The following is a 23,580-nucleotide window of genomic DNA, read 5'->3' on the forward strand; positions in this document are numbered from 1 at the left end:
AAACCGGGTGCGCGGGGCGCCCGTGTGACCGATCATGGCGGCATGCCTGCAGACCCGTGCGACGCCCTGCCGATCCGGCTCAACGTCGACGACAGCGACTCCCCGTCCGACGTCGTCGACGCTCTGTTCCTCGGCCGCTTCGTCACGGGCGAGCAGCCGTTCTCGCACGCGGCCACCATCGACCGGGTGCGCTCCGCCGCGACCCTGCTGCCCACCGGCGCCGAGGTGCTGCGGGTCGCCCGGGACGACGACCGGAGCGCCACCCTGGCCGAGGGCGACGGCTGGACGCTGCTGGTCTCCCGCTGGAACCGGGGCGCCGACGTCACCGTCACCGCGACCACCGCCGAACTCGCGGCGAAGATCCTGGACGAGGCGACGGACGGTGCCGCGGACGAACCGGAACCGCAGCCGGAGAACGTGCCCATGGGCTTCTGGTACGTCTCCCCGCGCCGTGGTCCGCACCGCACCACACGGCAGATCTCCGCGGGCACCTGGGACGAGATCCGGCCCAACTACACCGCGCCGGTGGCCCGCGCGATGGACCGCCTGATGAAGACCACGCCCGAGGACATCGCGGGCCGGCTGCTCCTGCTGCACGGCCCGCCGGGCACCGGCAAGACGTCCGCGCTGCGCACCCTGGCCCGCTCCTGGCGGGACTGGTGCCAGGTGGACTGCGTCCTGGACCCCGAGCGGCTCTTCTCCGACGTCGGCTACCTGATGGACATCGCCATCGGCGAGGAGGACGCGGCGGGCAAGGGGCGCTGGCGGCTGCTGTTGCTGGAGGACTGCGACGAGCTGATCCGCGGCGAGGCCAAGCACACCGCGGGACAGGCCCTGTCCCGGCTGCTCAACCTCACCGACGGCCTGCTCGGCCAGGGCCGCAACGTCCTGGTCGGCGTCACCACCAACGAGGACCTGGAGCGCCTCCATCCGGCCGTCGTCCGTCCGGGCCGCTGCCTCGCCCGCATCGAGGTGGGGCCACTGACCCGGACGGAGGCGGTGAACTGGCTGGGCCACGAGGACGGCGTCGGCCGCGAGGGCGCCACCCTGGCCGAGCTGTACGCCCTGCGCCGGGGCACCTCCCCGACGGCACTGCCGGAACCGCGCGGAAAGGCGGAGGCAGGGCTGTACTTGTAGCCGCCCGTGGTTCACCCTCCGTAAGCCGCCCGCAGCGCGTCCCGTACGGCGGCCAGGGCCGCTTCCTCGCTCAGCCCGAGCCGCCGCACCCGCTCCGCGTAGGCCTGGGCCGCCGACGCCGTCTCCCGCTCCGCGGCCGAACCCGCGGCGGCGACGAACGTGCCGTTGCGGCCGCGGGTCTCGATCACGCCGTCCGCCTCCAGCGCACGGTAGGCCTTGGCCACCGTGTTCGCGGCGAGGCCGAGGGTCTCGGCCAGGCCCCGCACCGTCGGCAGCCGGTAGCCCACCGGCAGGGCTCCCGACCGTGCCTGCTCGGAGATCCGCGCCCGCACCTGCTCGTACGGGGGCGCGCTGTCGTCGATATGGATCTTCAGGGTCACGGCCCGATTGTCCCGCACCCGGCGGAAAATGAGAGGCAGCCCCAGCGCGTCCCCCCGTAGCGTGCGTCCCCATGGCCATCACCGTGCGCGACCTGCGTCCCGAAGTCCCGGCCGACGTAGAGGGGTTCTCCCACGTCCGCAGGCTCGCCGTCCCCTTCATGCTGTCCACCCCCGAGTCCGTGCTGCACCATCTGCGGCACTCCCACCCCGACGCCCACTTCGGGCAGCTCGTCGCCGAGGAGGACGGGGAGATCATCGGCACCGTCCAGCTCAGCCTCGCCCACGCCAGTCCGGAGCCCGGTCAGGGCTCCGCCAACGTCTACGTACGGGCGGACAGGACCCGGCGCGGCGCCGGGTCGCTGCTGGTGCGCGCCGCCGAGGAGCGCCTGGCCGCCCTCGGCGCCCGCAAGGTCTACACCTGGGTCATGGACGCGCCGGACAACCGCGCGTTCGCCGAGCGGCGCGGCTACCGGGCCAGCCGGTCCGCGTACTTCCTGCGGCTGGACCTGGCGGGCGGCACCCTGCCGCCGCTCCAGGATCCACCGTCCGGCGTCGAGCTGCGCACCGGCGCCGACTTCGCCGACGACCCGCGCCCGCTGTTCGTCCTGGACGCGGAGACCTCGTCGGACGAACCGAGCGACATCGACACCGAGTTCGCCGACTACGAGGCATGGCTCGAGGAGACCTGGCGGCACCCGCTGCTCGACCTCGCCCTGACCACGGTCTCGGTGGTCGACGGCACCCCTGCCGCCTTCACCGCGGCCTACACCGACGGCGCCGGCCGCTACAGCACCGCCATGACCGGTACCGCCCGCGCCCACCGCGGCCGGGGCCTGGCCAAACTCGCCAAGAACGCCTCCCTGCACCGCGCCCGCGCCGCCGGGTGCACGGAGGCCTTCACGGGCAACGACACCGGGAACGAACCGATGATCGCGATCAACGAATGGTTCGGCTACGAAATCTGCGCAACGGAGGTACGCCATGTCCGCGAACTCGTCTGAGGGCCCCGCACGCGTCGAGGTCGTCCTCGTCAAGGCGGGCCGCACCAAGATCCGCTACCCCGCCGACCTCCTCTCCGACGACGGCACCCGCGTCACCGTGCGCGCTCCCTGGGCGGGTGACGGCGCCCGCGACTTCGGCTTCGTCCGCTTCGAACCCGGTGACGTCTTCACCGAGTACTACTGGCGCGACCGGTGGTACTCCGTGAAGGAGGTGCGCACCGCCGGGGGCACCCTCAAGGGCCACTACTGCGACATCACCCGCCCGGCCGTGCTCACCGGTACGGAGCTGGTGGTCGAGGACCTCGACCTGGACCTGTGGCGCTCCGCCGACGGCACGGACGTACGACGGCTCGACGAGGACGAGTTCGCAGCGAGCGGCCTCCCGCAGGCTGACCCCCGGGCAGCGGCCACCGCCGTCGCCGCCCTCGACGAACTGGAAGCCCGAGCCCGCGGAGGCCGCTTCGACGCGCTCCTGAGGTGAAGAGGCGGCCGGCCGGGCCCGCCTCACTCCGGCATCGCGACCACCGCGTACCGCTCGTCACCCACCTCCCTCCCCCACAGCGCCGCCTCGTCCGACAGCCCCTCGATCCGTACCCGTGCGGTGAGCGGGGCGAGGAGCGCGGCGAGCCGGTCCTTCGGTATGCCGACCGGGCTCACCGTCCCCCAGACCCCCTCCACCAGCACGAACCGGCCACCGGGACGCAACAGCCCCCGCCAGTGCCGCAGCACCCGGGCCGGGTCGGGCAGCGTCCACAGCACGTGCCGCACGAGGACGACGTCGTAACGCCGCTTCCCCGTTGGGGGCGCTGCGGCGTCACCGATGAGGAACACCGCGTCGCGTCCGGCCGTCTTCTCCCGGGCGAGCGCCACCATGGCCGGGGACCGGTCGACCCCGGTCACCCGGTGCCCCTGCTCGGCGGCCAGCAGGGAGAGGCTGCCGGTGCCACAGCCCAGGTCGAGGACATCGCTCGCCCGGGCGGGCAGCCAGGAACGCAGCCGCACGGCCCAGGCCTCGCGCACCCGGGGGTCGCGCAGCCCGTGGTCCGGTTCCTCGTCGAAGGCCGCGGCCGCCAGGTCCCAGTCGACACCCGCCGTGCCCGTGACGTCACTGTCGTCGGTCATGGGGCAAGAGTGGCAGCTGCCACTGACAATCGATTCGTGATCGGGGCCACAGACAGATCGGGCTCCATGGGGAACTCTCCCCCGAAAGGTCCACCCCTGCGGGACCGCGGTGTCCGTGGACCCCGAAGGAGGCAGCCATGCGCCGTGTCACCGCACAGAAGCCCCCGAAGAAGACGGAAGCCCGCCGGATCCGCGAGAAGACCGACGAGTACCCGGCCACGCGCCCGGAGATCCGCGAGGACATCGCCCGCACCTGGTGGCCGGACGGCTGAGCGTGTCCGTTCGGCGGCGTCCGTCACACCGCGTACGTCGCCTACCTGATCTCAGCCTGAGCACTTCCTTAACGCGGCCATAAGGATCTCCTCGCACGGCCTCTGCCAGGCGATCTCACTGTTTCTTGGGGCTAGTTTCTGAGCCGTCCCCCCACGGGATTCCCCCAAGTCCAGTGATCGTTCCGAGGAGTTGCTGCCCCATGACCGCACGCCGCAAGGCCGCCGTCGCCGCCGCCGGTATCGTCCCGCTCGCCCTGACCGGGCTGTCCGCCGCACCGGCGGCCGCGCACGGTTCGATGGGCGACCCGGTCAGCAGGGTCGCGCAGTGCTTCGCCGAGGGACCGGAGAGCCCGAAGTCGGCGGCGTGCCGGGCGGCGGTCGCGGCCGGCGGCACCCAGGCGCTCTACGACTGGAACGGCATACGCATCGGCGACGCGGGCGGACGCCACGAGGAGCTCATCCCCGACGGCAAGCTGTGCAGTGCGAACAACGAGGCGTTCAAGGGGCTCGACCTGGCCCGCGACGACTGGCCGACCACTTCGGTGAGCAGCGGCTCGTACACCTTCAAGTACCGGGTGACCGCCCCGCACAAGGGCACCTTCGAGGTGTACATCACCAAGCCCGGCTACGACCCGTCCAAGCCGCTGGGCTGGGGCGACCTGGATCTGGCGAACCCGGTGGCGACGTCCACCGACCCGGCCGCCGCCGACGGTTTCTACACGTTCACCGGCACCCTCCCCGAGCGCTCCGGCAAGCAGCTGCTGTACGCGGTGTGGCAGCGTTCGGACAGCCCGGAGGCGTTCTACTCCTGCTCGGACGTCACGTTCGGCGGGGCGAACGGGAGCACCGCGAACAAGAGCACCGCCGGCAGCGGTGCCGAGTCCGGCGGCGACACGCCCAAGAACGCGGCCGCCCCGGCGCCGGTCGCCTCCGCGCCCTCCGAGAAGCAGGTCGAGGACGGCGCCGAGAAGTCGACCATCGAGAACCACGGGCACGGGGACGACGACCCGCACACTACGGCGCAGCCGACCCCGGCGGCCGACGGCGCCTCCGGCGACACCGCGGACGACGGCTCCGACGCGGCGGCCGGCGACACCGCCGACGACACCGCCGGAACCACCCCCAACCAGCCCAAGGCGGCCGGTGCTTCGGAGAACCTCGCGGAGACCGGGGGCGACGGGAGCACCCCGTACCTGTTGGTCGGCGGAGCCGCTGCGCTGGCGCTCGGTTCGGCGGCGCTGTTCGCCTCCGACCGGCGGCGCGCGGCGAGCGGACGGAACGGTCGCTGACCCGATTCCGCCCGGTACCCGGGGGCCTGTCCGGCGGCTCAGGCCGGACAGGCCCCCGGCTTGCGTGTCACCGGTCGCACGTGTCACCGACTGCGCGTGTCACCGGCTACACGTGTCAGCTGAACACCGAAGCGCAGGTGGTGGGGCGGGCGTTGGCCGGGTCCAGGGCGTTGGCGACTTCGTGGAAGGCGATCCGGTCGAGCAGTCCGATCGCCAGATGCTCGGACAGGTCGAGCGGGCACAGGTCCTGGAGCAGGACGTTGCGCACGTTCGGCCCGCTCAGGTACTGGCTGCGGTAGGGGGTGACCACCTCGTCGTACCGGGTGGCGAGGACGGTGTAGCGGACGCCGGGCACGGTGTCGCCGCCCGCGTTCAACTTGGTGAGGAAGTCGGAGCCGGCGATCTGCTGGGCGAGGGCGGGGGTGGTCTCGTTCAGCAGGTCCCCGGCGCCCGGGAAGTAGGGCAGCAGGTTGGTGAGGCCGCTGAGGGTGGTGCCGTGGTTGCTGGGCGCGATCCCGACGAGGGCGTTCACCTCGTCGGCTCCGCCGAGGAACTTGAGGTAGTAGCGGGGCATCATGCCGCCCTGCGAGTGTCCGACGAGGTCGGCCTCGGTGGCGCCGGTCGCGGCGAGCACCTTGTCGACGAAGGCGTCGAGTTGTTCCGCGGACCGCTCGATGGGGCCGAGGCCGTGGAAGAGGGGGACTCCGGCGAGCTGACCGTAGTCGAGGGAGAAGACGCAGTAGCCGCGGTGCTTCAGATAGGGCGCGAGGCCCAGCCAGTTGTCGACGGAGTTCCCGAAGGTGCCGTGGACCAGGACGACGGGACGGGGATGGACGGCGGACGGCTTGCAGGTGTAGTCGTTCCAGCCCGAGCTGGGTGCAGCCGCGGCGTGGGCGCCGGTGGCGGTGGCGGTGGCGGTGGGGACGGTGAGGGCCGCGGTGGCCAGCAGCAGTGCGGCCAGCGGTCTGGCCACTCGCTTCCAGGGCAGCATCGAGTGATCTCCTTGCGCGTCGAGGGGAGAATGCGACGGCCGTGCGCCCTGTGACCCGGATCACGAGGATGTTGTTCACTCGTCAAGTTACGGGCGAGTAGCCACACAGGGAAGTTACGCGTCAGTAAAAACTTTCCGCGACAGCCGGCAGCGCACGACGCCACCTGATAAGGAGTCATCAAGCGGAAAAACAGCCCTTTTGGGTGCAATCAGCGGCAGAACACCGCACAGCAACCGCGCTTCCCGCACCGGGCGCGCACACGAAAACGTCCCGCCCCTCGCATGGAGGGACGGGACGTCCGTGTGCGTACCGCAGGCACTACGGGTACCGCGGGTGGATCAGCCGATCTGGGTGCCGGTCGTCGAGAGGACCTCCGTCACCGGCTGGAAGAAGGTCGCGCCGCCGGAGGTGCAGTTGCCGCTGCCGCCGGAGGTGAGACCCACCGCGCTGCCGCCCGAGAAGAGCGAGCCGCCGCTGTCGCCCGGCTCGGCGCAGACGTCGGTCTGGATCAGACCGTTGACGATGTCGCCGTTGCCGTAGTTCACGGTGGCGTCCAGGCCCGTGACCGTACCGGAGTGCACCTGGGTCGTGGAGCCGCTGCGGGTGACCTGCATGCCGACGGCGGCCTCGGCGGCGCCGGAAATCGCCTGCGCGGAGCCGTCGTAGAGGTTCACCTCGCTCGGGTGGTCCACGTCGGCGGTGTAGATGCTGACGCGCTGCGAAGAGATCATGCGCAAGGTGTGCGAGGACTTCGAAGCGGAGCCGAAGGAGTTCAACGGCGAACGCGATCACGTCCACCTCCTGGTGCACTACCCGCCGAAGGTCGCCGTCTCCAAGCTGGTCAACAGCCTCAAGGGCGTCTCCGCTCGCCGGATACGGCAGGAATTCACCGGCCGGATCAACCGCGCCATCATGCACGGACACCTGTGGTCACCCTCCTACTTCTCCGCGTCGTGCGGCGGGGCGCCGTTGGCGATCGTCCGTCAATACATCGAGCAGCAGAAACGCCCACTCTGAAGTGCGCGTCAAAGCACTCTTGAGATGCATTCATCCCCGGCGTGCACGCCGGGGCTTTCTGCAAGGAACCTGGTAACTCCGCGCCCCCACAAGAGCGAGCCCCCGCACGGCGGTTGCCGTGCGGGGGCTCGTCATGCTGCCGGCTGCGGGGGCCGGTGGTACCGGCCGGCCCCCGACCCGTCCTCCTGGACGGCCCGCTGCTGGTCCGTCGACCCGGTGGACCTAGTAGACGCTGACGCCGTAGGCGCTCAGGGCCTCCGTCACCGGCTGGAAGAAGGTCGTACCGCCGGTGCTGCAGTTGCCGCTGCCGCCGGAGGTCAGACCGTACGCGGTGCCGTTGCTGCCGTACAGCGAGCCGCCGGAGTCACCGGGCTCGGCGCAGACCGTGGTCTGGATGAGGCCGGAGACTATGTCGCCGCCGCCGTAGTTCACGGTCGCGTTGAGCGCGGTGACCCGGCCGCTGTGCGTACCCGTGGTGGAGCCGTCACGGATGACGGTGGTGCCCACGGCCGGGGTGGCCGCGCGGGTGATGTCCACGCCGTTCGCGGTGCCGGGGCGGCTGACGGAGCCGGTGTAGCGCACGATGCCGTAGTCGTTGCCCGGGAAGCTGGAGCCGGCGGTCGTGCCGATGGCCGTGGTGCGGGCGGAGTTGGAGTACCAGGTGCCCGCGCCGTCGGTGCAGTGGCCGGCGGTCAGGAAGTACTCGACACCGCTGCTGGACCGGACGTTGAAGCCGAGGGAGCAGCGCCAGCTACTCGCGTAGATGGCGTCGCCGCCCTGGATGAGCTTGCTGAACTTACCGGGCGTGCGCTTGATCTGCAGCGCGCCGGCGTCGGCACCGGCCTGTTGCTTGATCTGCGCGATCTCGGCCTGGGACACCGTGCTGTCGACGGTGACGACGACCCGGTTGGTCTTGCTGTCGACGGCCCAGGCGGTGCCCGGGATGTCGGCCTTCAGCACCGATCCGCTGACGCTCTTGAGTTCGGCGGAGCTGAAGGTGGTGGGTGCTTCGGACGCGTTCGCGCTGGGGATCGCGATCGCGGCGGCGGCCACGAGACCGGTGGAGACGGCGATCAGCCGGGTGCGTCTCGAGATGCCGCTGCGGGGGGTGGTGCGCTTGATCCTCACTTCTCGTTCCTCCACAAAGGAAGTAGGGGGCCCCGTGGGGTTCGGGCCCGTGAGGCGCAGTCAGGGGACCGACCGTCCGGATTCCGAACATGCCGTGCCCCTGACAAGCGCTGGGGGTGAGTATTCGGCCGAACGACCGGTCGACGCAAGAGTGCCTTTCGGCCGTCACCCGCCCCGAGGTGTCCGGAAGTCGCCCCTCCGGGTCCCCTTCGGGCTCCTCCGGTTCCTTCTACGGAGCCCCTTCGAACGCCTCCCCTGACGCCGGTTCAGCAGTCGCAGCCGCAGTCGCAGCCGCCGTCCTCGCCGCAGCAACTGCAGCACTCACAGCAGTTGCAGCAGTCGCAGCACCCGCCGCAGTCGCACCGGGAGCAGACCGCGTCCTTGTGCTCCCGGCTCCAGGGGTCCTCGTAAGTGCCGCAGCACATCTGGCACGTACAGGCCAGTCCCAGCCACACGGCGCAGCCGGCGAGCAGCCCGCGCCGGTCGCGGCGCGGCGGCTCGGGCGGCATCGGACCTCCGGGACCACCGGGCACGCCCGGTGTGCCGGGCGGTGCGTAGGGGCCGGAGCCGTGGGCACAAGAGACGGTGTCGAAGGCACGGTGGACGGAGTTGGGCAGTTCATGGACGAGCAGCCGGTGTGCCAGAGCGCCGTCGCCGAACTCCACCTCGCGCAGCGCGAGCCGGATGCCGTGCACGGCGTCGTCGGCGAGCCGGCGGGCCTCGGTGAGGGGGGTGCCGGTGGCGGCGAGGGGGTTCCACGCGCCCGCCGCGGCGTCGGCCTCCCGGTCCTCCACGGCGTCCAGGAGATGGGCGAGCCGACCGAAGAGACGCCCGGCCTCGGCGAGCGGCCCGGCGTTGTGCGGGCGCCCGGCGAGCACCGCGGTGTGCGCGAAGGCCGCCGCGGTGGCGGTCTCGGTCGGTTCGGTGACGGTGAGGATCGGGGTGCCCGGCCCGGCCAGGGACTCGATGCCGGTCTGCCGGTCGACGGCGTCGACCAGGACGGCCGTGTCGAACCCGACGTCCGAACCGGTCCGCGCCCCGGCCCGGTCCCAGCTCTCGGCGACGCGGCGCGCGGCGCGCGCCACCGGTCGGCGGGCCAGCAGCCCGTCCCCGTCGGCCACATGGTCGCGTACCTTGGCGGAGGCCAGGACCAGCGAGACGGCCGCCGCGAGTCGCGCGCCCTCACCGTGTGCGACGGAGGCGGTCCGCATGCCGCGCAGCGGACACGGCCCCGCCGTGCGTCGCCCGGCGTCCGCGCGCGCCGCCTGAGCCTCCGTCAGGACCGAGACGAGCAACCCGTCGTAGTTGGTGACCACGCGTGCGAGCTGCCCGTGGTCCCCGCGCAACGCCAGGCACAGCCCGCACAGGTGCGCCGTCCACTGAGCAGTGAGTCGTTCACCGAGCCGGTGCCGACAGGGCCTGACCATTCCGAACATGACGTTCCCCCGTGGATGCCGCGAAGTGGAGCGGCGGCATCGTATCGGCTGTCGCGTTCACCCGTACGCGCCACCGATCACCCATACGCCGAGAAGAATCATATTTCACTCACAGTCAGCATCCGCTTACGTCAGGGCCCTTGGGGGGCTTGGGCTCTCGACGGATTCGTCGTGCACCAGTACCGTCACAAACCCCCCGCGCGGCGTCCCATCACTTGGCGCGCCATCCGCATCATGGACGACCATAGGGATGCGGAAAGCAAGAAGGACCGCTGTGAGAGGAGGCGTCCATGGGATCGGTACGCAAGGCAAGTGCCTGGCTTGGCCTCGTCGACGACAATGAAGACGAGCGTTACTACGACGACGACTACTCCGACGGGACCGAGCCGGGGGACGCCTGGGTCACCGATCCGCGGGTCAAGGTCGCCACGGACGTCGCCGAGGAGAGGGGCCGCCGCATCGGCACGGTCACCCCGGACAGCTTCCGGGACGCCCGCGCCATCGGCGAGCTGTTCCGGGACGGGGTCCCCGTCATCATCAACCTCACCGCCATGGACGCCGGTGACGCCAAGCGCGTCGTCGACTTCGCCGCCGGGCTGATCTTCGGTCTGCGCGGTTCCATCGAGCGCGTGTCCAACCGCGTGTTCCTGCTCAGCCCGGCCGACACCGAGGTCGTCAGCGGAGAGCCCGCGGCGCACCGGTCGGACGGCTTCTACAACCAGAGCTGAGGCAGGGCCGCTCGCCGGCCCTGCCCCCACCGGGCCTACCGGAACGCGTCGATCCCGGTCAGCGCCTTGCCCAGCACCAGCTGGTGCATCTCCACGGTGCCCTCGTAGGTGAGCACCGATTCGAGGTTCGTCGCGTGCCGCATCACGGGGTATTCGAGCGAGATCCCGTTGGCGCCGAGGATGGTACGGGCCGTGCGGCAGATCTCGATGGCCTCGCGGACGTTGTTCAGCTTGCCGAAGCTGACCTGCTCGGGACGCAGGCGGCCGACGTCCATGCGCCGCCCGAGATGATGGGCGAGCAGTATCCCCTTGTGCAGTTCGACCGCCATGTCGGCGAGTTTGGCCTGCGTCAGCTGGAACCCGCCGATGGGCCGCCCGAACTGCTCCCGCGACTTCGCGTAGTCGACGGCGGCCTCGAAGCAGGCGCGCGCCGCGCCCATCGCACCCCAGACGATCCCGTACCGGGCGTGCGTCAGGCAGCTGAGCGGTCCGCGCAGCCCGGTCACCTCGGGCAGTACCGCGTCGGCGGGCAGCCGTACGTCGTCGAGGACCAGCTCGCTGGTGACGGAGGCGCGCAGCGACCACTTGTGCTTGATCTCCGGCGCGGAGAACCCGGCGCTGTCGGTGGGCACCACGAACCCGCGGATTCCGTCGTCGGTCTGCGCCCACACCACGGCGACACCGGCCACGGATCCGTTGGTGATCCACATCTTGCGACCGTTCAGGACCCAGTCCCCGCCGTCGCGCTTGGCGTACGTCCGCATGGCCGCGGGGTCGGAGCCGTGGTCGGGTTCGGTGAGCCCGAAGCAGCCGATGACCTCGCCGGCGGCCATCTTCGGCAGCCACCGCTGCTTCTGCTCCTCGCTGCCGAACCGGTGGATCGCGTACATGGCGAGCGAGCCCTGTACGGAGACCAAGGACCGGATGCCGGAGTCGGCGGCCTCCAGTTCCAGGCAGGCGAGCCCGTACTGCACGGCCGAGGCGCCCGCACAGCCGTAGCCGCGAAGGGGCATGCCGAGCGCGCCGATCCCGCCGAGTTCCCTGGCCAGCTCCCGGATGCCGGGCAGTTCGCCCTTCTCGTACCAGTCGGCGACGTGGGGCAGTACCCGGTCTCCCGCCCAGGCGCGCACGGTGTCCCGGACCGCCAGGTCCTCCGGCTCCAGCAGGTCGTCGAGGCCGAGCGGGTCGGCCGGGTCGAAGGGGGGCAGCTTCGACGACTTCGCTGACGCGGACATGGGACACCCTCCGGGGGATCTGACCGGGGCGGAGCCGGCCGACACACTTGTCAACCAGCGCTGTTCATCACGGCTCGGACCGACCCGACGGTACGACGCGGTGTCGCGCACGTCCACCCGGCCCGGCGGCGGTGTGCCTCACACCGAGACCCGGGAGTCCGCGGCCGCCCGCGGCGCGGGCACGTCGGCGGCTTTGCCCCCGGGCACGTCGGCGGGCTCGTCCGCGGGGGCCTCGGCCGGCACGTCCGCGGGCGTTTCCCCGGCCGCCGCCGTCTCACAGTGCATCACCCGCGGCAGCCGCAGCGCCATCACGGCCCCGAGCAGCAGCAGGCCGGCGCTGACCAGCAGGGTCACATGCAGCCCGTGCACGAAGGCGTGGCGTGCCGCGTCCAGCAGGGCGGCTCCGGCGGGCCCGCCCAGTCGGGCGGCGACCTGGTGGGCCTCCCCCAGCGAGTGTCCCGCCGCCGTGGACGCCGACACGGGCACCCCGGGGACTCCGGTGAGGCCGGGCGCGTAGGCGGCGTTCATGACGCTGCCGAGGAGCGCGATCCCGATTCCGGCGCCCAGCTGGTACGAGGTCTCGCCTATGGCGGCGGCCCCGCCCGCCTGTTCCGGGGGCGCTTCGCTCAGCATCGACTCGTACGCCCCGAACAGGGTGGTCTCCAGGCCGAAGCCGAGCAGGACGAAGCCGCTCAGCAGCAGGGCGCGGTTGTCCTGCCCGCCCATCGCGGTCAGCAGCAGCACCGCGGCGGCCGTCAGACAGAAACCGAAGCAGACCATGCGACGCGGCCCGAACCGGCGCAGCAGCCGCGCCCCCGCCAGTCCCGCCGCCATCGCCGCGAACGTCAGCGGCAGCAGGCGCAGTCCGGTCTCCAGCGGGGACAGCCCCAGGACCAGTTGGAGGTACTGCGCGGCGATCAGTTCCAGGCCCACCAGGGCGAGCATCGCCAGCACGATGCAGCCCACCGACGTACTGAACGCCGGCCGGGCGAACATGCGCAGGTCGACCAGCGGGTGCGCGCGTCGCCGCTGCCGGCGGACGAAGGCGAACAGCAGGGCGGCGCCCGCGAGCAGCGTCAGGGCGGTCCACACACCGCCGCCGCCGCCGAGCCGCTTCACGCCCAGGACCACCGCGAACAGCCCGGCGGCGGCCATCAGCGCGCCCGCCACGTCCCAGGGGCCGCTGCCGTCGCCCTTCGACTCCGGCAGGAGGATCCGCCCCACCGGGAGGCTGACCAGCATCAGCGGAATGTTGATGAGGAAGACCGAGCCCCACCAGAAGTGCTCCAGCAGGAACCCGCCGAGCAGGGGTCCGACCGCCGCACCGACCGCGGCGACCGCGCTCCAGATGCCGATGGCGAGCGCCCGCTCGCGCCGGTCCGGAAAGACCTGCCGCAGGATCGACAGCGTCGCGGGCATGATCATCGCGCCGCCGACGCCCAGCAGCACCCGCGCCGCGATCAGCACCTGCGCGTTGTCCGCGAGGGCCGCGATGCCGGAGGCGACGCCGAACAGGGCGTAGCCGAGCAGGAGCACGCGTCTGCGCCCGACCCGGTCGCCCAGGGTGCCGAACAGGATCAGCAGCGAGGCGCAGACCAGCGGGTAGGAGTCGACGATCCAGAGCAGTTCCATCCCGCCGGGCTTGAGGTCCTCCGTGACGGCGGGGACCGCCACGTGCAGCACGGTCGCGTCGACGGCGACGAGCAGCAGGCTGGTGCAGAGGACGACGAGTACCACCCAGCGGTTGGCACCGGCCCCGGCCGCCCTACGGCGCAGCGCGGCGGCCGTGGTCGTCCCGGACATGCACAGACCTCCCAGATGTTCCCTCGCGCTCGACGGGCCCACGGGGTGGGGACTCCCCGCGACTCGGCCGGAGAGGAGCGGTGTGGCCTCCGGCCTGCGCAACGAACGGCGAGCGACACGTCAGCGTACGCGAGGGAACGGTGGTATCGAGTGGCGGGCCTCTCACAGATTCGGCAGAAACGTGTGGCGTACACCACTTTCCTTCGGGCCGCCTCCGGTGCCTTCCGGTCGTCTCCGGGGCCCGTACGCCCTCGATAATCGGGCCCGTGACCGATCTCGAGACGTGTGCCCTGCCGTCCCGCCCCGGCGTGCTGCGCCGGGCCGCGCCGGCGCTCCTCGGGTACGCGGCCGTGCGCGCCCTGGGCCTGGTCGTCCTGGCGCTGTGGAGCGAGGCGCGCGGCAAGAGCGCGTACACCCTGCTGACGGCCCGCTGGGACGCGCTCTGGTACACGAGGATCGCCGAGTTGGGGTACGGCCACGAGGTGCGCCTCCCGAACGGGGACGTGCACTCGAGCCTGGCCTTCTTCCCCCTGCTCCCCTGGCTGGAGCGGCTGCTGGCGGCGGTGTCCCCGCTGTCGTACGCCGACGGGGGCTTCGTCGTCGCCGTGCTGGCCTCGCTCGCCGCCGCCTGGGGGATCTTCGCGGTGGCGGACCATGTGTACGGGCCGCGGGCCGGGGTGTGCGCGGTGCTGCTCTGGGCGGTGCTGCCGGTCGGTGTCGTCCAGTCGATGGCGTACAGCGAGTCCCTGTTCACGGCACTCGCCGCGTGGTCGTTGTACGCGGTGCTGACCGGGCGCTGGGTGACGGCCGGGGTCCTGGCGAGTCTGGCCGGGCTGACCCGCCCGGTGGGGATGGCGGTGGTCGCGGCGGTATGGGTGGCGGGCATCACCTCTCTCGCGCACAGCCGCCACCGGTTCCCCGCCGGCCTTCGCTCGTTCGGGGGAAGCCGGGGCTCGGCAGCCGTAGGCGGCGTGCGCTTCGGGGAACGCGCCGCCCCGCACGAGGACGCCCGGCGCGTTCCCGCACCCGAGGGCGCGCACGTACCGTCGGGCGCCCCCGGCGTCCGCGTCCGCCGGGCGCTCGGCATGTTCCTCGCTCCGCTCGGTGCCGCCGGTTACGTTCTGTGGGTCGGCCGCCGGACCGGGAAGGGGCCGTTCGGGTATCTCGACGTGCAGGCCGGATGGCGGAACGGGTTCGACGGGGGTTATGCCTTCGCCCGGTTCACCCTCGAGAAGTTCACGTCGTTTCCGTCGGCCCTGGCGGGGCTCGGACTGGTCCTCGGGGTCGGTCTGCTGGTGTGGCTGTACGTGATCTGCGTACGGCAGCGCCAACCGCTCCCGCTGCTGGTGTACGCCGGTGTCGTCACCGTTCTCGCCCTGTGCGCGTCGAGCTACTTCGGTTCGAAGCCGCGCCTGCTCATGCCCGCCTTCCCGTTACTGCTGCCCCTCGCACAGGGCCTGGCCCGGCTGCGTACGCCCAGGTCGGCGCTGGTGGTGGCGTCCGTCGCGGCGGCCTCGGCGGTGTACGGCGCCTTCTGGCTGAACGGTTCCGGCCCGCCCTGAGCCGCTCCCGCCCCGGCCGTCGGCGGTGAGCACCGGGGAAATTCCGCGCCATCCCCTGGTGAACCAATTCCAAAAGCGCGATAAATCCGCGCCACCGAATGATCAAAAGAATTGAAGGGAGCACTGTCCGGGGATTGCCGATTCGCCAAGAATAAAGGTCACCTTGAGAGCAATCCCACATCACATCGTCATCACAAAGCCGCTGATTCGGAGGGGCTGCGCGTTCACTCCCTGTAACGTCGATTGGGTGCGTACCGAACGTAAGCCCACCCGTCTGGACCGGGTGTTCGCGAGGCTGGATCGTGAGCCGGAACGACCGGCTCACATCGACGTGCCTCGAATGAGCCGGCACCGGACGGTGCTCTTCGGCTCCGCCCTGGCCTTCTACGTGGCGATCGTGTGGGCCGTCGTCATCACGTCCTGGCTGGTCCGGCTGGACTGGCGGGTGATGTTCTTCCGTCCCTACGAGCAGTGGGCACAGATCCACGCCTTCGTCGACTACTACGTGGTGCTCGGCCAGCGCGGCCCGACCGCGGTGATGGTCGCCGCCTGGCTGGGCTGGCGCTCCTGGCGGCAGCACACACTGCGTCCGCTGCTCGCGCTCGGGGTCTCCCTGCTGCTGCTCAACATCACCGTCGGTGCCGCGAAGTACGGCATGGGACGCCTCGGACCGCACTACGCCACCGAGATCGGATCCAGCGAGATGTGGCTCGGCGGCAGCATATTTCCCAGCGGCCACACCGCCAACGCCGTGGTGACCTGGGGAATCCTGGCCTATCTGGCCTCCACTCCGAGAGCGCGGCGCTGGCTGTCCGCCCTGTCCGCGGTGACCTCGCTCGGTGTCGGCCTGTCCACCGTCTACCTCGGCACCCACTGGCTGAGCGACGTACTGCTCGGCTGGGTGGCCGGCCTGCTGATCCTGCTGGCGCTGCCCTGGTTCGAACCGATGATCGCCCGTGCCGAGCACCGGATCTTCGGCTGGCGCGACCGCTGGCGCGAGCGCCGGTACGCACGTCAGGGCCGCACGGCGCCCGCCGCCCCCCTGCCCGCCGCGGCGCCGGTCATGCTCAAGCCGCTCACCGACCGCGAGGACACCGCGGCCCCCGAGCCGGTCTCCGCGTCCCGTTCCACCACCCGGTCACCCGTCTACCTGGCGCCCGGCCCGTATACGGGCCGGGCGGAGCGCAGTCCGGTCACCCCGACGGGCAGCCGCCGCCCCTCGCACGGGGAACGCCATCCGCGCGGCAACGCACCGTCGACCCGCCCCTGACGGATCCCGGGGCACCGCCACGTCTCAGCCCTTCCAGGACCGCGTCACGCTGCCGTCCCTCACCTCGAAGTTCAGCCGCCCCACGAGGTACTCCATGGTGATGATCGCCCCCGGTGGCAGCGCCCGCACCGTCGACCAGCCGCGCTCGCGCGCGAGCCGCTCGGCGCGGTCCGCGGGCAGGCCCACATAGGCGTCCGGGCTGTCGTCGGGTTCCGCGGAGGGTGTCGGAATGGGTGCCATACGGTCACGCTATGCCCTGCCCGGCGGACGGGGAAGGCCCGGCCGGGAACGCGGCCCGAGATCCCCCGCCGGTCACACTTCTGTCACAGGATCACGACAGGCGTTTGCGCTCGCGGTCATCACACGAATGGGTGATTCGACGCCTCCTCCGAAGGAAGCCGCGGACAATTCCCGAGCGTCACGCCGGGGGCGCGGATAAACCCGGCGGCGGGTCCCGGAAGAAACGTCCGGGTCCTCTTGCATTTCGCCGTCCGCATGCCGGCGAAGCCGTTACCGCACAGAGTGTTCGCGTTTCCCTCACATGGCCCGCCGTCTTCGCGGTCCCGGCACGGGAACCGGGACCGCGGTCGACACCTCAGGGCTTGTAGGCCGGGTGCGGTACGTCGCAGCAGGTGCGGTTCATGTCGCCCTGGGAGTTCCAGCTCTCGCCGTCCCGCCGGCGGGCCACCGACAGACAGGTCCTGTTGGTCCCCGGCGGTTCGGGCAGCGGGCGAACGCGACGGGAAGCAGCAGCCCGCCCGCGGTGCAACCGTCGGCGCGGTTCACGAAGTCGTCGACGCACGCGCGTGACGCCCGTGCGCGCACAGGACCTCGCCGCCTCGGTGGACCAGTGGGCGGCGGCCCGTCCCTCCGACTGCCACGGGGAGCGTGCCTTCAGGCCCTCGGTGACGTCCCGGAACTCCCGTACCGCCTCGTGGCCGGTGTCGTCGAAGTCGCGGCCGGAGCAGGAGGCCCACAGGGCGTTGCGGCAGTGCGGGACGTCCTTGCAGTTCTCGGCGACGGCGGACGTCTGGTTCTGCACGTCGGTGACCTTGGCGGTGACCCGGGCGCCGACCTCGTCCACGGCCTGGCAGAGGCGTGCGTCGCCGTGGCTGTCGATGGCGCCGAGGACGAGGTCGGCGCCCTGCTGTTCCAGGTCGGCGGCCACCGCGCGGAAGTCGGGCAGGGCGAAGTCGACCTCTTCGGTGATCCCCTTGTGGCCCTCGGTCCTCAGACCCCTCTCGACGAATCTGGCGCAGGCGGCGGACGCGGACCGGTCGGGGAGACCACGGCCGTCGTGCGGGCACCGTGCTCGCGCTTGAAGTAACGGTGGACCGCGGTCGCGGCCCGCACGTACGGACTGCCGGTCGCGGCCGCGCTCCACGCGTGCGGGGTGATCGCCGAACAGCGACTCCCGCCCGCACCGCGCGACCGGCCCGCCTTAGTCCACGAACCGCACCGGGGCGCGGTGGTGTTCGCCGGGGAGGCGGGGAACCCGGCCGCCGGGCCTGACACCGGGTCTGACGCGGAGGGCCCGTCCGGGCGGCCGAGGACCGGGGCCGGCCGGACGGGTCCCACCTCGGGTGACCGGGCCTCGCCCGGGACCCTGGTTCACCCGGAACGGCTCAGAGCGCGAGACGCTGTCCGGGCATGATCACGTCGGGATCGCCGCCGATGACGTCCTTGTTGGCGGCGTGCAGCCGCTGCCAGGTGGTTCCGTGCCGGGCGGCGATGCCGCTCAGTGTGTCGCCCTTGCGGACGGTGTAGTAGCCGCCGGACGAGCCCTGCTTCGCGGCGCCCGACGACTGGGCCGGTGCCTTCGCCGGCTTCGCCGGATCCTTCTGCGCGGACCCCGGGTCGACAGCGGGTGCGCTCCCGGACGCCCCGGCGCGTACCGAGCAGGTGGGCCAGGCACCCCACCCCTGGGCCCGCTGGACCTTGGTGGCGACGGCGATCTGCTGGGGCTTGGTGGCCCGGTCGGCGGTCGGCGCATAGGCCGTGCCGCCGAATGCGCGCCAGGTGGAGGCGGTGAACTGCAGCCCGCCGTAGTGGCCGTTGCCGGTGTTGATGCGCCAGTTGCCACCGCTCTCGCACTGCGCGATGCGGTCCCACACTCCGCTGTCCGCCGCCGCGGCGTTGCCGGTCCCGGCCAGCAGCCCGAGGGGCGCGAGCAGCGCCGCGCCGGCCAGAACCGCCGCCGTACGGGGCTTCTGAGCCTTCCGGGCGTCGTGGACGTCGTCGTGGATGTTGTCGCGGGTGTTGCCGGCACATTCGTGCATGTAGTTCCCTCTCCAAGGACTCGGGGTCCCCCAAGGCAGAGCGCCACCACCACGTCACGAGACGCCGTGCGTCAACGCCGAACCGGCAGGATCAAACAACTTCCCGTCCTCCCAGGCCAGTTCACCTTTACCCTAAGCAGCGTCAGTTTCAGGGCACCCACCTTATCCCCTTATTTCATGATTTACCGACCGACACGCCGGATGTCCCGTGAGTCACTTCGTCCAGGCAACGCCGTTGACATCGAAGGCAGTTGACGACGAGTGCCCGATTCCTTGCCGGAAGTGACCGGGTGCGTCAGATGGTTCGATTCCGTTCGCTCCGGGGCGTGACTCCCCCCGCAGATCGCCCGTTGTCTTCTGTATGAGCCGGGGACCCGCCCGGACCACGGGCCGGGAGCCCCCGGCCTCGCCACGCACCGCATCCCGAGGGAGCCACCCGTGCCGCGCATGCTCGACGTCAGCGACGAGGTACGCGCCGAGATCGGCGACGAAGAAGCCGACCGCCTGCTCGCCGGAGATTCCGCCCCGGGCGGTTACGACTGCACCTCCTGCCGCACCCCGGGCGACCCGGAGCAGGAGCGCACCAGCACAGTCCTGTTCATCGGGGACGAGACCGCCATCCTCGCCTTCGCCCACTCCACCTGTCTGCCCTCGCAGGTCGTCCAGGTCACCGAGGAGCAACTCCAGGGCGCCGTGCGGTCCATCGGCGGAAACGACACCGCGCCCGCACCGGCCGCACCCGCCATGCAGGCCGCACACGTCGCACCGGGACACACCGCACCGGAACAGGCCGCACCGGAACAGGCCGTGCTCGGCGTGACCAGCGGACTCGTCCTGATCGCCGGGGAGCTGCACCCGGCCCTGGTCGTCGAGCCGACCGCGCCGGTCGCGCGGCCCGGTTCGCTCGCGCCCGGCGACGACTTCCTGCCGCTGCTCATCGAGCAGGGCTTCCTCCCCGTGACCGTGCTGTCCACCACACCTCCCGTGCTGCACGGTTGGTCGGTACTGCTGGCCGTGGGCCAACTGCACGCGGTGCTCCAGCCGAATCCGCACGGCGGACAGCCGGTGGCCTGGTGGCAGGCGCACCAGCCGCTCCAGGTCACCGAGGGCTGGCGAACGGCCGCCAACAAGCACCAGCAGGTGCTGCTGTTCGCAGCCCCGGTCGGCTCGATCGGCCGCCAGCCGCGCGAGGACCTGCTGCGCGACGCCCTGGACCGGGCGGCGGCGAACGGGAGGCTGGTCGCGGCGGCACTGCCGCTCGCCGGCCTCTGAGCGGCGAAGGGGCTCGGTCGGCCGGCCGTCGGAGGACGCCGACCGGCCGGTGACCGGCGAAAACCCATGGGGGCCGCATCCCTTGCCGGGCGGGGTCGTTTGGAGATGTGTGCACGCATACGACGCTCCCCGCCGCCAGGCCGTCCCGCTGGTCCCCGCCCCGGTGCGGTCGGCTCAGGACTCCACGAGCGGCCCTTCGGCCACACCGATCTACGACGCGCTCTACGCCGAGTACGTGAAGTCCTTCCGCTCACTGCCGGGCGACCGCAGCGGCGAGGAGAAACTGGGCTTCACCGCCTTCGGAAGCATCCCGCACAGAACGAGCCCGTCCGCCGGTACGGACTCGTCCGTCGGCCACGGTTCGGGGACCTTCGGGGGTTCCCTCGGCGGCGGGTCGTACAGCGACTACGGCGCGGGGGCGAGCAGCGCCCGTCAGACCGCCGGGCAGCAGCCGCAGTGGCAGCAGGTCACAGCGGTCGGTCGGCACGCCATCGGGATGCACCACGTGCCGGCGGCACTGCCCCCGGCCCCGCGCCGGGAGCCCTGACCCAGGGCCACCGAGCCCGCCGACGAGGCACGGTGAAGGGGGCGGTCCCGGTCGGGACCGCCCCCTTCACCCTGTGTGCCGTCGGGTCACTTCTTCTTGCCGCGCTTTTCGCGCACCCGCACCGAGATGTGGATCGGCGTGCCCTCGAAGCCGAACTCCTCGCGCAGTCGGCGCTCGATGAACCGCCGGTAGCCCGCCTCGATGAAGCCGGAGGCGAACAGGACGAACCGCGGCGGCTTGGTGCCGGCCTGCGTGCCGAACAGGATGCGCGGCTGCTTGCCGCCCCGCACGGGGTGCGGGTGGGAGGCGACCAGCTCGCCGAGGAAGGCGTTCAGCCTGCCCGTCGGGACGCGGGTCTCCCAGCCCGCCAGCGCCGTCTCGATCGCCGGTACCAGCTTCTCCATGTGGCGTCCGGTACGGGCCGACACGTTCACCCGCGGCGCCCACATCACCTGGTCGAGCTCGGTCTCGATCTCCCGCTCCAGGTAGTAGCGGCGCTCCTCGTCGAGGGTGTCCCACTTGTTGAAGGCCAGGACGAGCGCCCGCCCCGCCTCGACGGCCATGGTGACGATGCGCTGGTCCTGCACCGAGATGGAGTCGGCTGCGTCGAGGAGGACGACGGCCACCTCGGCCTTCTCCACGGCGGCGGCGGTGCGCAGCGAGGCGTAGTAGTCGGCGCCCTGCTGGAGGTGGACGCGTTTGCGGATGCCCGCGGTGTCGACGAACTTCCAGGTCTTTCCACCCAGCTGGATCAGCTCGTCGACCGGGTCACGGGTGGTGCCGGCGATCTCGTTGACGACGACGCGCTCCTCACCGGCGACCTTGTTCAGCAGCGAGGACTTGCCGACGTTCGGGCGGCCGATCAGGGCGACCCGGCGGGGGCCGCCGACCGCCGTGCCGAAGGTCTGCGCGGGTGCCTGGGGCAGCGCCTCCAGGACCTGGTCCAGCATGTCGCCGGTGCCGCGGCCGTGCAGGGCCGAGACGGGGTGCGGCTCGCCCAGGCCCAGGGACCACAGATAGGAGGCGTCGGCCTCACCGCTCGGGCCGTCCACCTTGTTGGCGCACAGGACGACCGGCTTGCCCGCCTTGCGCAGCAGCCGGACGACGGCCTCGTCGGTGTCGGTCGCGCCGACCTTGGCGTCCACCACGAACACCACGGCGTCGGCCGCCTCGATCGCGTACTCGGCCTGCGCCGCCACGGAGGCGTCGATACCGAGGACGTCCTGTTCCCAGCCGCCGGTGTCGACGACCTTGAAGCGGCGGCCGGCCCACTCGGCCTCGTAGGTGACGCGGTCCCGGGTGACGCCGGGCTTGTCCTCGACGACGGCCTCGCGGCGGCCGATGATGCGGTTCACCAGAGTCGACTTGCCGACATTGGGGCGTCCGACGACGGCGAGCACGGGCAGCGGACCGTGTCCGGCGGCCTCGATGGCGCCCTCGACGTCCTCGAGGGCGAAGCCTTCCTCCGCGGCGAGCTCCATGAACTCCGCGAACTCGGCGTCACCGAGCGCCCCGTGATCGTGCTCGTGCTCGGCCGAGCCGTCGGGCTGGATGTGGTCGTTCATGAAGTCCGTACCTCGTTGTCCATCGTGGTCGGTGGAATGCCCGGTTCCGGGTGATCCACTACTCAGTGTCGCCTAGCGCCCGGTGAGGCGTCTGGCGTTTTCCAGGTGCGCGGTGAGCTGCTTCTGGATCCGCTCGGTCGCCGCGTCCAGCGCCTTGCGGGTGCGGCGGCCGTCACCGTCGCCCGCGTCGAACGGGTCGCCGAAGACGACGTCGACACGGGAGCGCAGCGGGGGCAGCCCCTTTATCAACCGCCCGCCCCGCCCGGAACTTCCCAGCACGGCGACGGGCACGATCGGCGCGCCGCCGCGTACGGCGAAGTACGCGAGCCCCGCGCGCAGCGAGGCGAAGTCGCCCTCACCCCGGGTGCCCTCGGGGAAGATACCGAGGACGCCGCCCTCCCGCAGGACGCCGAGCGCCTGGGAGACCGCCGTGCGGTCGGTGGTGTCCCGGTCCACCTTCACCTGGCCGATGCCGGTCAGGAACGGGTCGAGCGGTCCGACGAACGCCTCCTTCTTGATCAGGAAGTGCGTCGGCCGGGGCGCCACGCCCATGACCATCGGTCCGTCGATGTTGTGGGAGTGGTTCACGGCGAGCACCACCGGACCGGCCGCGGGTACCCGCCAGGCGCCCAGCACGCGCGGCTTCCACAGCCCGTACATCAGGCCGACGCCGATCCGCCGCCCGACCTCGGCGCCCCGCGCCGACGGAAGTCCGGTCACCGTCCGGCTCGCTTCTCCTCGACGAGGGTGACGACACATTCGATGACCTGCTTCAGCGTCAGGTCGGTGGTGTCCACCTCGACCGCGTCGTCCGCCTTGGCCAGCGGGGAGGTCTTGCGGCTGGAGTCGGCCGCGTCCCGCTTGATCAGGGCCTCGCGGGTGGTGTGCAGGTCGGCGCCCTTCAGCTCACCGCTGCGGCGGGCGGCGCGCGCCTCCGGGGAGGCGGTGAGGAAGATCTTCAGGTCGGCGTCGGGCAGCACGGTGGTACCGATGTCGCGACCCTCGACGACGATGCCGGTGACGGCGGAGCCGGCGATCGTGCGCTGCAGCTCGGTGATCCGGGAACGCACCTCGGGGACCGCGCTGACGGCGCTGACCTTGGAGGTGACGTCCTGCTCGCGGATCGGACCGGCCACGTCGACACCGTCGACCGTTATGGTCGGTCCCGCCGGGTCGGTGCCGGAGACGATCTCGGGCTTGCCTGCCACGGCGGCGATCGCGGAGGGGTCGGCGATGTCGATGCCGTTGGCGACCATCCACCACGTGATCGCCCGGTACTGGGCGCCGGTGTCCAGGTAGCTCAGGCCGAGCTGTGCCGCCACGGCCTTCGACGTGCTCGACTTGCCCGTGCCGGACGGACCGTCGATGGCGACAATCACTGGCGTGGCGCTTTCCACAGTGGGGACCTTCCTGGACCTGGCTGGCGGGGAGCGGGGCGCGATTGCCCTGGACAAGGTTACTGGGTGTATGTCCCTCGATCGGCCCTGCCCGCTCCCGGCTGTGCGCGGGGCCCCGGAGCCGGCACGGGCGCTGTCCCGGGACACA

General features: G+C 71.7%; 22 protein-coding genes and 4 pseudogenes. 12 read left to right on the top strand and 14 right to left on the bottom strand.

Features of this window, described 5'->3' with window-relative positions; translation table 11 throughout:
* Positions 1–42: 42 nt before the first annotated feature.
* Positions 43–1,137 carry a DUF5925 domain-containing protein gene (locus AB0I73_RS18630; protein ID WP_363038630.1) on the top strand — a complete coding sequence of 365 codons (1,095 nt, stop codon included), beginning with the start codon at positions 43–45 and terminating at the stop codon, positions 1,135–1,137.
* 11 nt (positions 1,138–1,148) lie between these two features.
* Here AB0I73_RS18630 and AB0I73_RS18635 read toward each other — a convergent pair whose 3' ends face one another.
* Positions 1,149–1,517, bottom strand: a complete 369-nt coding sequence (locus tag AB0I73_RS18635; RefSeq protein WP_279336859.1) for a GntR family transcriptional regulator — start codon at positions 1,515–1,517, stop codon at positions 1,149–1,151.
* Between the two features lie 71 nt (positions 1,518–1,588).
* Between AB0I73_RS18635 and AB0I73_RS18640 the strand changes: the two genes are divergently transcribed.
* Positions 1,589–2,518, top strand: a complete 930-nt coding sequence (locus AB0I73_RS18640) for a GNAT family N-acetyltransferase (RefSeq protein WP_363038632.1) — start codon at positions 1,589–1,591, stop codon at positions 2,516–2,518.
* A complete protein-coding gene (locus AB0I73_RS18645) occupies positions 2,499–2,999 on the top strand; it encodes a DUF402 domain-containing protein (RefSeq protein ID WP_363038634.1) in 501 nt (166 codons plus the stop codon). Before AB0I73_RS18640 ends, AB0I73_RS18645 begins: the two co-directional genes overlap by 20 nt.
* Before the next feature lie 23 nt (positions 3,000–3,022).
* Here the strand turns inward: AB0I73_RS18645 and AB0I73_RS18650 are convergent, their stop codons facing one another.
* On the bottom strand, positions 3,023–3,640 hold the full coding sequence (locus AB0I73_RS18650; protein ID WP_363038636.1) for a class I SAM-dependent methyltransferase: 618 nt from the start codon (positions 3,638–3,640) through the stop codon (positions 3,023–3,025).
* Between the two features lie 137 nt (positions 3,641–3,777).
* Here AB0I73_RS18650 and AB0I73_RS18655 point away from each other — a divergent pair, with 137 nt between their 5' ends.
* Together AB0I73_RS18655 and AB0I73_RS18660 are read left to right on the top strand one after the other, a co-directional pair.
* A complete protein-coding gene (locus AB0I73_RS18655; RefSeq protein ID WP_363038638.1) occupies positions 3,778–3,912 on the top strand; it encodes a hypothetical protein in 135 nt (44 codons plus the stop codon).
* 200 nt (positions 3,913–4,112) lie between these two features.
* Positions 4,113–5,201, top strand: coding sequence for a lytic polysaccharide monooxygenase (locus AB0I73_RS18660; protein ID WP_363038640.1), 1,089 nt, complete (start codon positions 4,113–4,115; stop codon positions 5,199–5,201).
* Between the two features lie 115 nt (positions 5,202–5,316).
* Here AB0I73_RS18660 and AB0I73_RS18665 read toward each other — a convergent pair whose 3' ends face one another.
* Positions 5,317–6,192, bottom strand: coding sequence for an alpha/beta fold hydrolase (locus tag AB0I73_RS18665; RefSeq protein WP_363038642.1), 876 nt, complete (start codon positions 6,190–6,192; stop codon positions 5,317–5,319).
* Between the two features lie 339 nt (positions 6,193–6,531).
* Positions 6,532–6,897: pseudogene (locus AB0I73_RS18670) on the bottom strand (S1 family peptidase); the annotation flags it as partial.
* 31 nt (positions 6,898–6,928) lie between these two features.
* On the opposite strand from AB0I73_RS18670, the pseudogene tnpA reads away from it, so the two are divergent.
* A pseudogene (gene tnpA / locus AB0I73_RS18675) lies at positions 6,929–7,210 on the top strand (IS200/IS605 family transposase); the annotation flags it as partial.
* Positions 7,211–7,432: 222 nt separating this feature from the next.
* Here the strand turns inward: tnpA and AB0I73_RS18680 are convergent.
* Together AB0I73_RS18680 and AB0I73_RS18685 are read right to left on the bottom strand one after the other, a co-directional pair.
* Entirely contained in the window at positions 7,433–8,338 is a 906-nt protein-coding gene (locus AB0I73_RS18680; protein ID WP_363038644.1) for a S1 family peptidase, read from the bottom strand.
* A gap of 266 nt (positions 8,339–8,604) precedes the next feature.
* Positions 8,605–9,774, bottom strand: a complete 1,170-nt coding sequence (locus AB0I73_RS18685) for a DUF5685 family protein (RefSeq protein ID WP_363038646.1) — start codon at positions 9,772–9,774, stop codon at positions 8,605–8,607.
* A 290-nt stretch (positions 9,775–10,064) separates the two neighbouring features.
* On the opposite strand from AB0I73_RS18685, the gene AB0I73_RS18690 reads away from it, so the two are divergent.
* Entirely contained in the window at positions 10,065–10,502 is a 438-nt protein-coding gene (locus AB0I73_RS18690; RefSeq protein ID WP_363038648.1) for a cell division protein SepF, read from the top strand.
* Positions 10,503–10,537: 35 nt separating this feature from the next.
* Here the strand turns inward: AB0I73_RS18690 and AB0I73_RS18695 are convergent, their stop codons facing one another.
* Together AB0I73_RS18695 and AB0I73_RS18700 are read right to left on the bottom strand one after the other, a co-directional pair.
* A complete protein-coding gene (locus AB0I73_RS18695) occupies positions 10,538–11,737 on the bottom strand; it encodes an acyl-CoA dehydrogenase family protein (protein WP_363038650.1) in 1,200 nt (399 codons plus the stop codon).
* A 138-nt stretch (positions 11,738–11,875) separates the two neighbouring features.
* Positions 11,876–13,540 carry an MFS transporter gene (locus AB0I73_RS18700; protein ID WP_363038652.1) on the bottom strand — a complete coding sequence of 555 codons (1,665 nt, stop codon included), beginning with the start codon at positions 13,538–13,540 and terminating at the stop codon, positions 11,876–11,878.
* 266 nt (positions 13,541–13,806) lie between these two features.
* Here AB0I73_RS18700 and AB0I73_RS18705 point away from each other — a divergent pair, with 266 nt between their 5' ends.
* Positions 13,807–15,102 (top strand): glycosyltransferase family 39 protein, encoded by a 1,296-nt coding sequence (locus AB0I73_RS18705; protein WP_363038654.1) that lies wholly within the window; start codon positions 13,807–13,809, stop codon positions 15,100–15,102.
* Between the two features lie 247 nt (positions 15,103–15,349).
* Positions 15,350–16,372 carry a phosphatase PAP2 family protein gene (locus AB0I73_RS18710; protein ID WP_363038656.1) on the top strand — a complete coding sequence of 341 codons (1,023 nt, stop codon included), beginning with the start codon at positions 15,350–15,352 and terminating at the stop codon, positions 16,370–16,372.
* Positions 16,373–16,396: 24 nt separating this feature from the next.
* Here the strand turns inward: AB0I73_RS18710 and AB0I73_RS18715 are convergent, their stop codons facing one another.
* Together AB0I73_RS18715 and AB0I73_RS18720 are read right to left on the bottom strand one after the other, a co-directional pair.
* On the bottom strand, positions 16,397–16,612 hold the full coding sequence (locus tag AB0I73_RS18715; protein WP_109382602.1) for an I78 family peptidase inhibitor: 216 nt from the start codon (positions 16,610–16,612) through the stop codon (positions 16,397–16,399).
* A gap of 355 nt (positions 16,613–16,967) precedes the next feature.
* Positions 16,968–17,713, bottom strand: a pseudogene (locus AB0I73_RS18720) (ABC transporter substrate-binding protein); the annotation flags it as partial.
* Here AB0I73_RS18720 and AB0I73_RS18725 point away from each other — a divergent pair.
* Positions 17,709–17,861, top strand: a pseudogene (locus AB0I73_RS18725) (ABC transporter); the annotation flags it as partial. The pseudogenes AB0I73_RS18720 and AB0I73_RS18725 overlap by 5 nt on opposite strands.
* A 136-nt stretch (positions 17,862–17,997) precedes the next feature.
* Here the strand turns inward: AB0I73_RS18725 and AB0I73_RS18730 are convergent.
* Positions 17,998–18,651 (bottom strand): transglycosylase family protein, encoded by a 654-nt coding sequence (locus tag AB0I73_RS18730; RefSeq protein WP_363038658.1) that lies wholly within the window; start codon positions 18,649–18,651, stop codon positions 17,998–18,000.
* A 438-nt stretch (positions 18,652–19,089) separates the two neighbouring features.
* Here AB0I73_RS18730 and AB0I73_RS18735 point away from each other — a divergent pair, with 438 nt between their 5' ends.
* Together AB0I73_RS18735 and AB0I73_RS18740 are read left to right on the top strand one after the other, a co-directional pair.
* Positions 19,090–19,923 carry a hypothetical protein gene (locus AB0I73_RS18735; protein WP_363038660.1) on the top strand — a complete coding sequence of 278 codons (834 nt, stop codon included), beginning with the start codon at positions 19,090–19,092 and terminating at the stop codon, positions 19,921–19,923.
* Between the two features lie 109 nt (positions 19,924–20,032).
* Complete coding sequence (locus AB0I73_RS18740; RefSeq protein WP_363038662.1) at positions 20,033–20,470, top strand: hypothetical protein; 438 nt, start codon at positions 20,033–20,035, stop codon at positions 20,468–20,470.
* A gap of 86 nt (positions 20,471–20,556) precedes the next feature.
* Here AB0I73_RS18740 and der read toward each other — a convergent pair whose 3' ends face one another.
* The 3 genes from der to cmk all read right to left on the bottom strand — a co-directional run bounded on the left by der (position 20,557) and on the right by cmk (position 23,432).
* Entirely contained in the window at positions 20,557–22,035 is a 1,479-nt protein-coding gene (der, locus tag AB0I73_RS18745; protein ID WP_363038664.1) for a ribosome biogenesis GTPase Der, read from the bottom strand.
* A gap of 72 nt (positions 22,036–22,107) precedes the next feature.
* The gene (locus AB0I73_RS18750; RefSeq protein WP_363038666.1) at positions 22,108–22,755 is read right to left on the bottom strand and encodes a lysophospholipid acyltransferase family protein; all 648 of its coding nucleotides are present in this window, start codon (positions 22,753–22,755) and stop codon (positions 22,108–22,110) included.
* Complete coding sequence (cmk, locus tag AB0I73_RS18755; RefSeq protein ID WP_363038668.1) at positions 22,752–23,432, bottom strand: (d)CMP kinase; 681 nt, start codon at positions 23,430–23,432, stop codon at positions 22,752–22,754. Before cmk ends, AB0I73_RS18750 begins: the two co-directional genes overlap by 4 nt.
* Between the last annotated feature and the right edge of the window lie 148 nt (positions 23,433–23,580).

Source organism: Streptomyces sp. NPDC050388, assembly GCF_040655635.1.
In the GTDB taxonomy this organism is placed as follows: domain Bacteria; phylum Actinomycetota; class Actinomycetes; order Streptomycetales; family Streptomycetaceae; genus Streptomyces.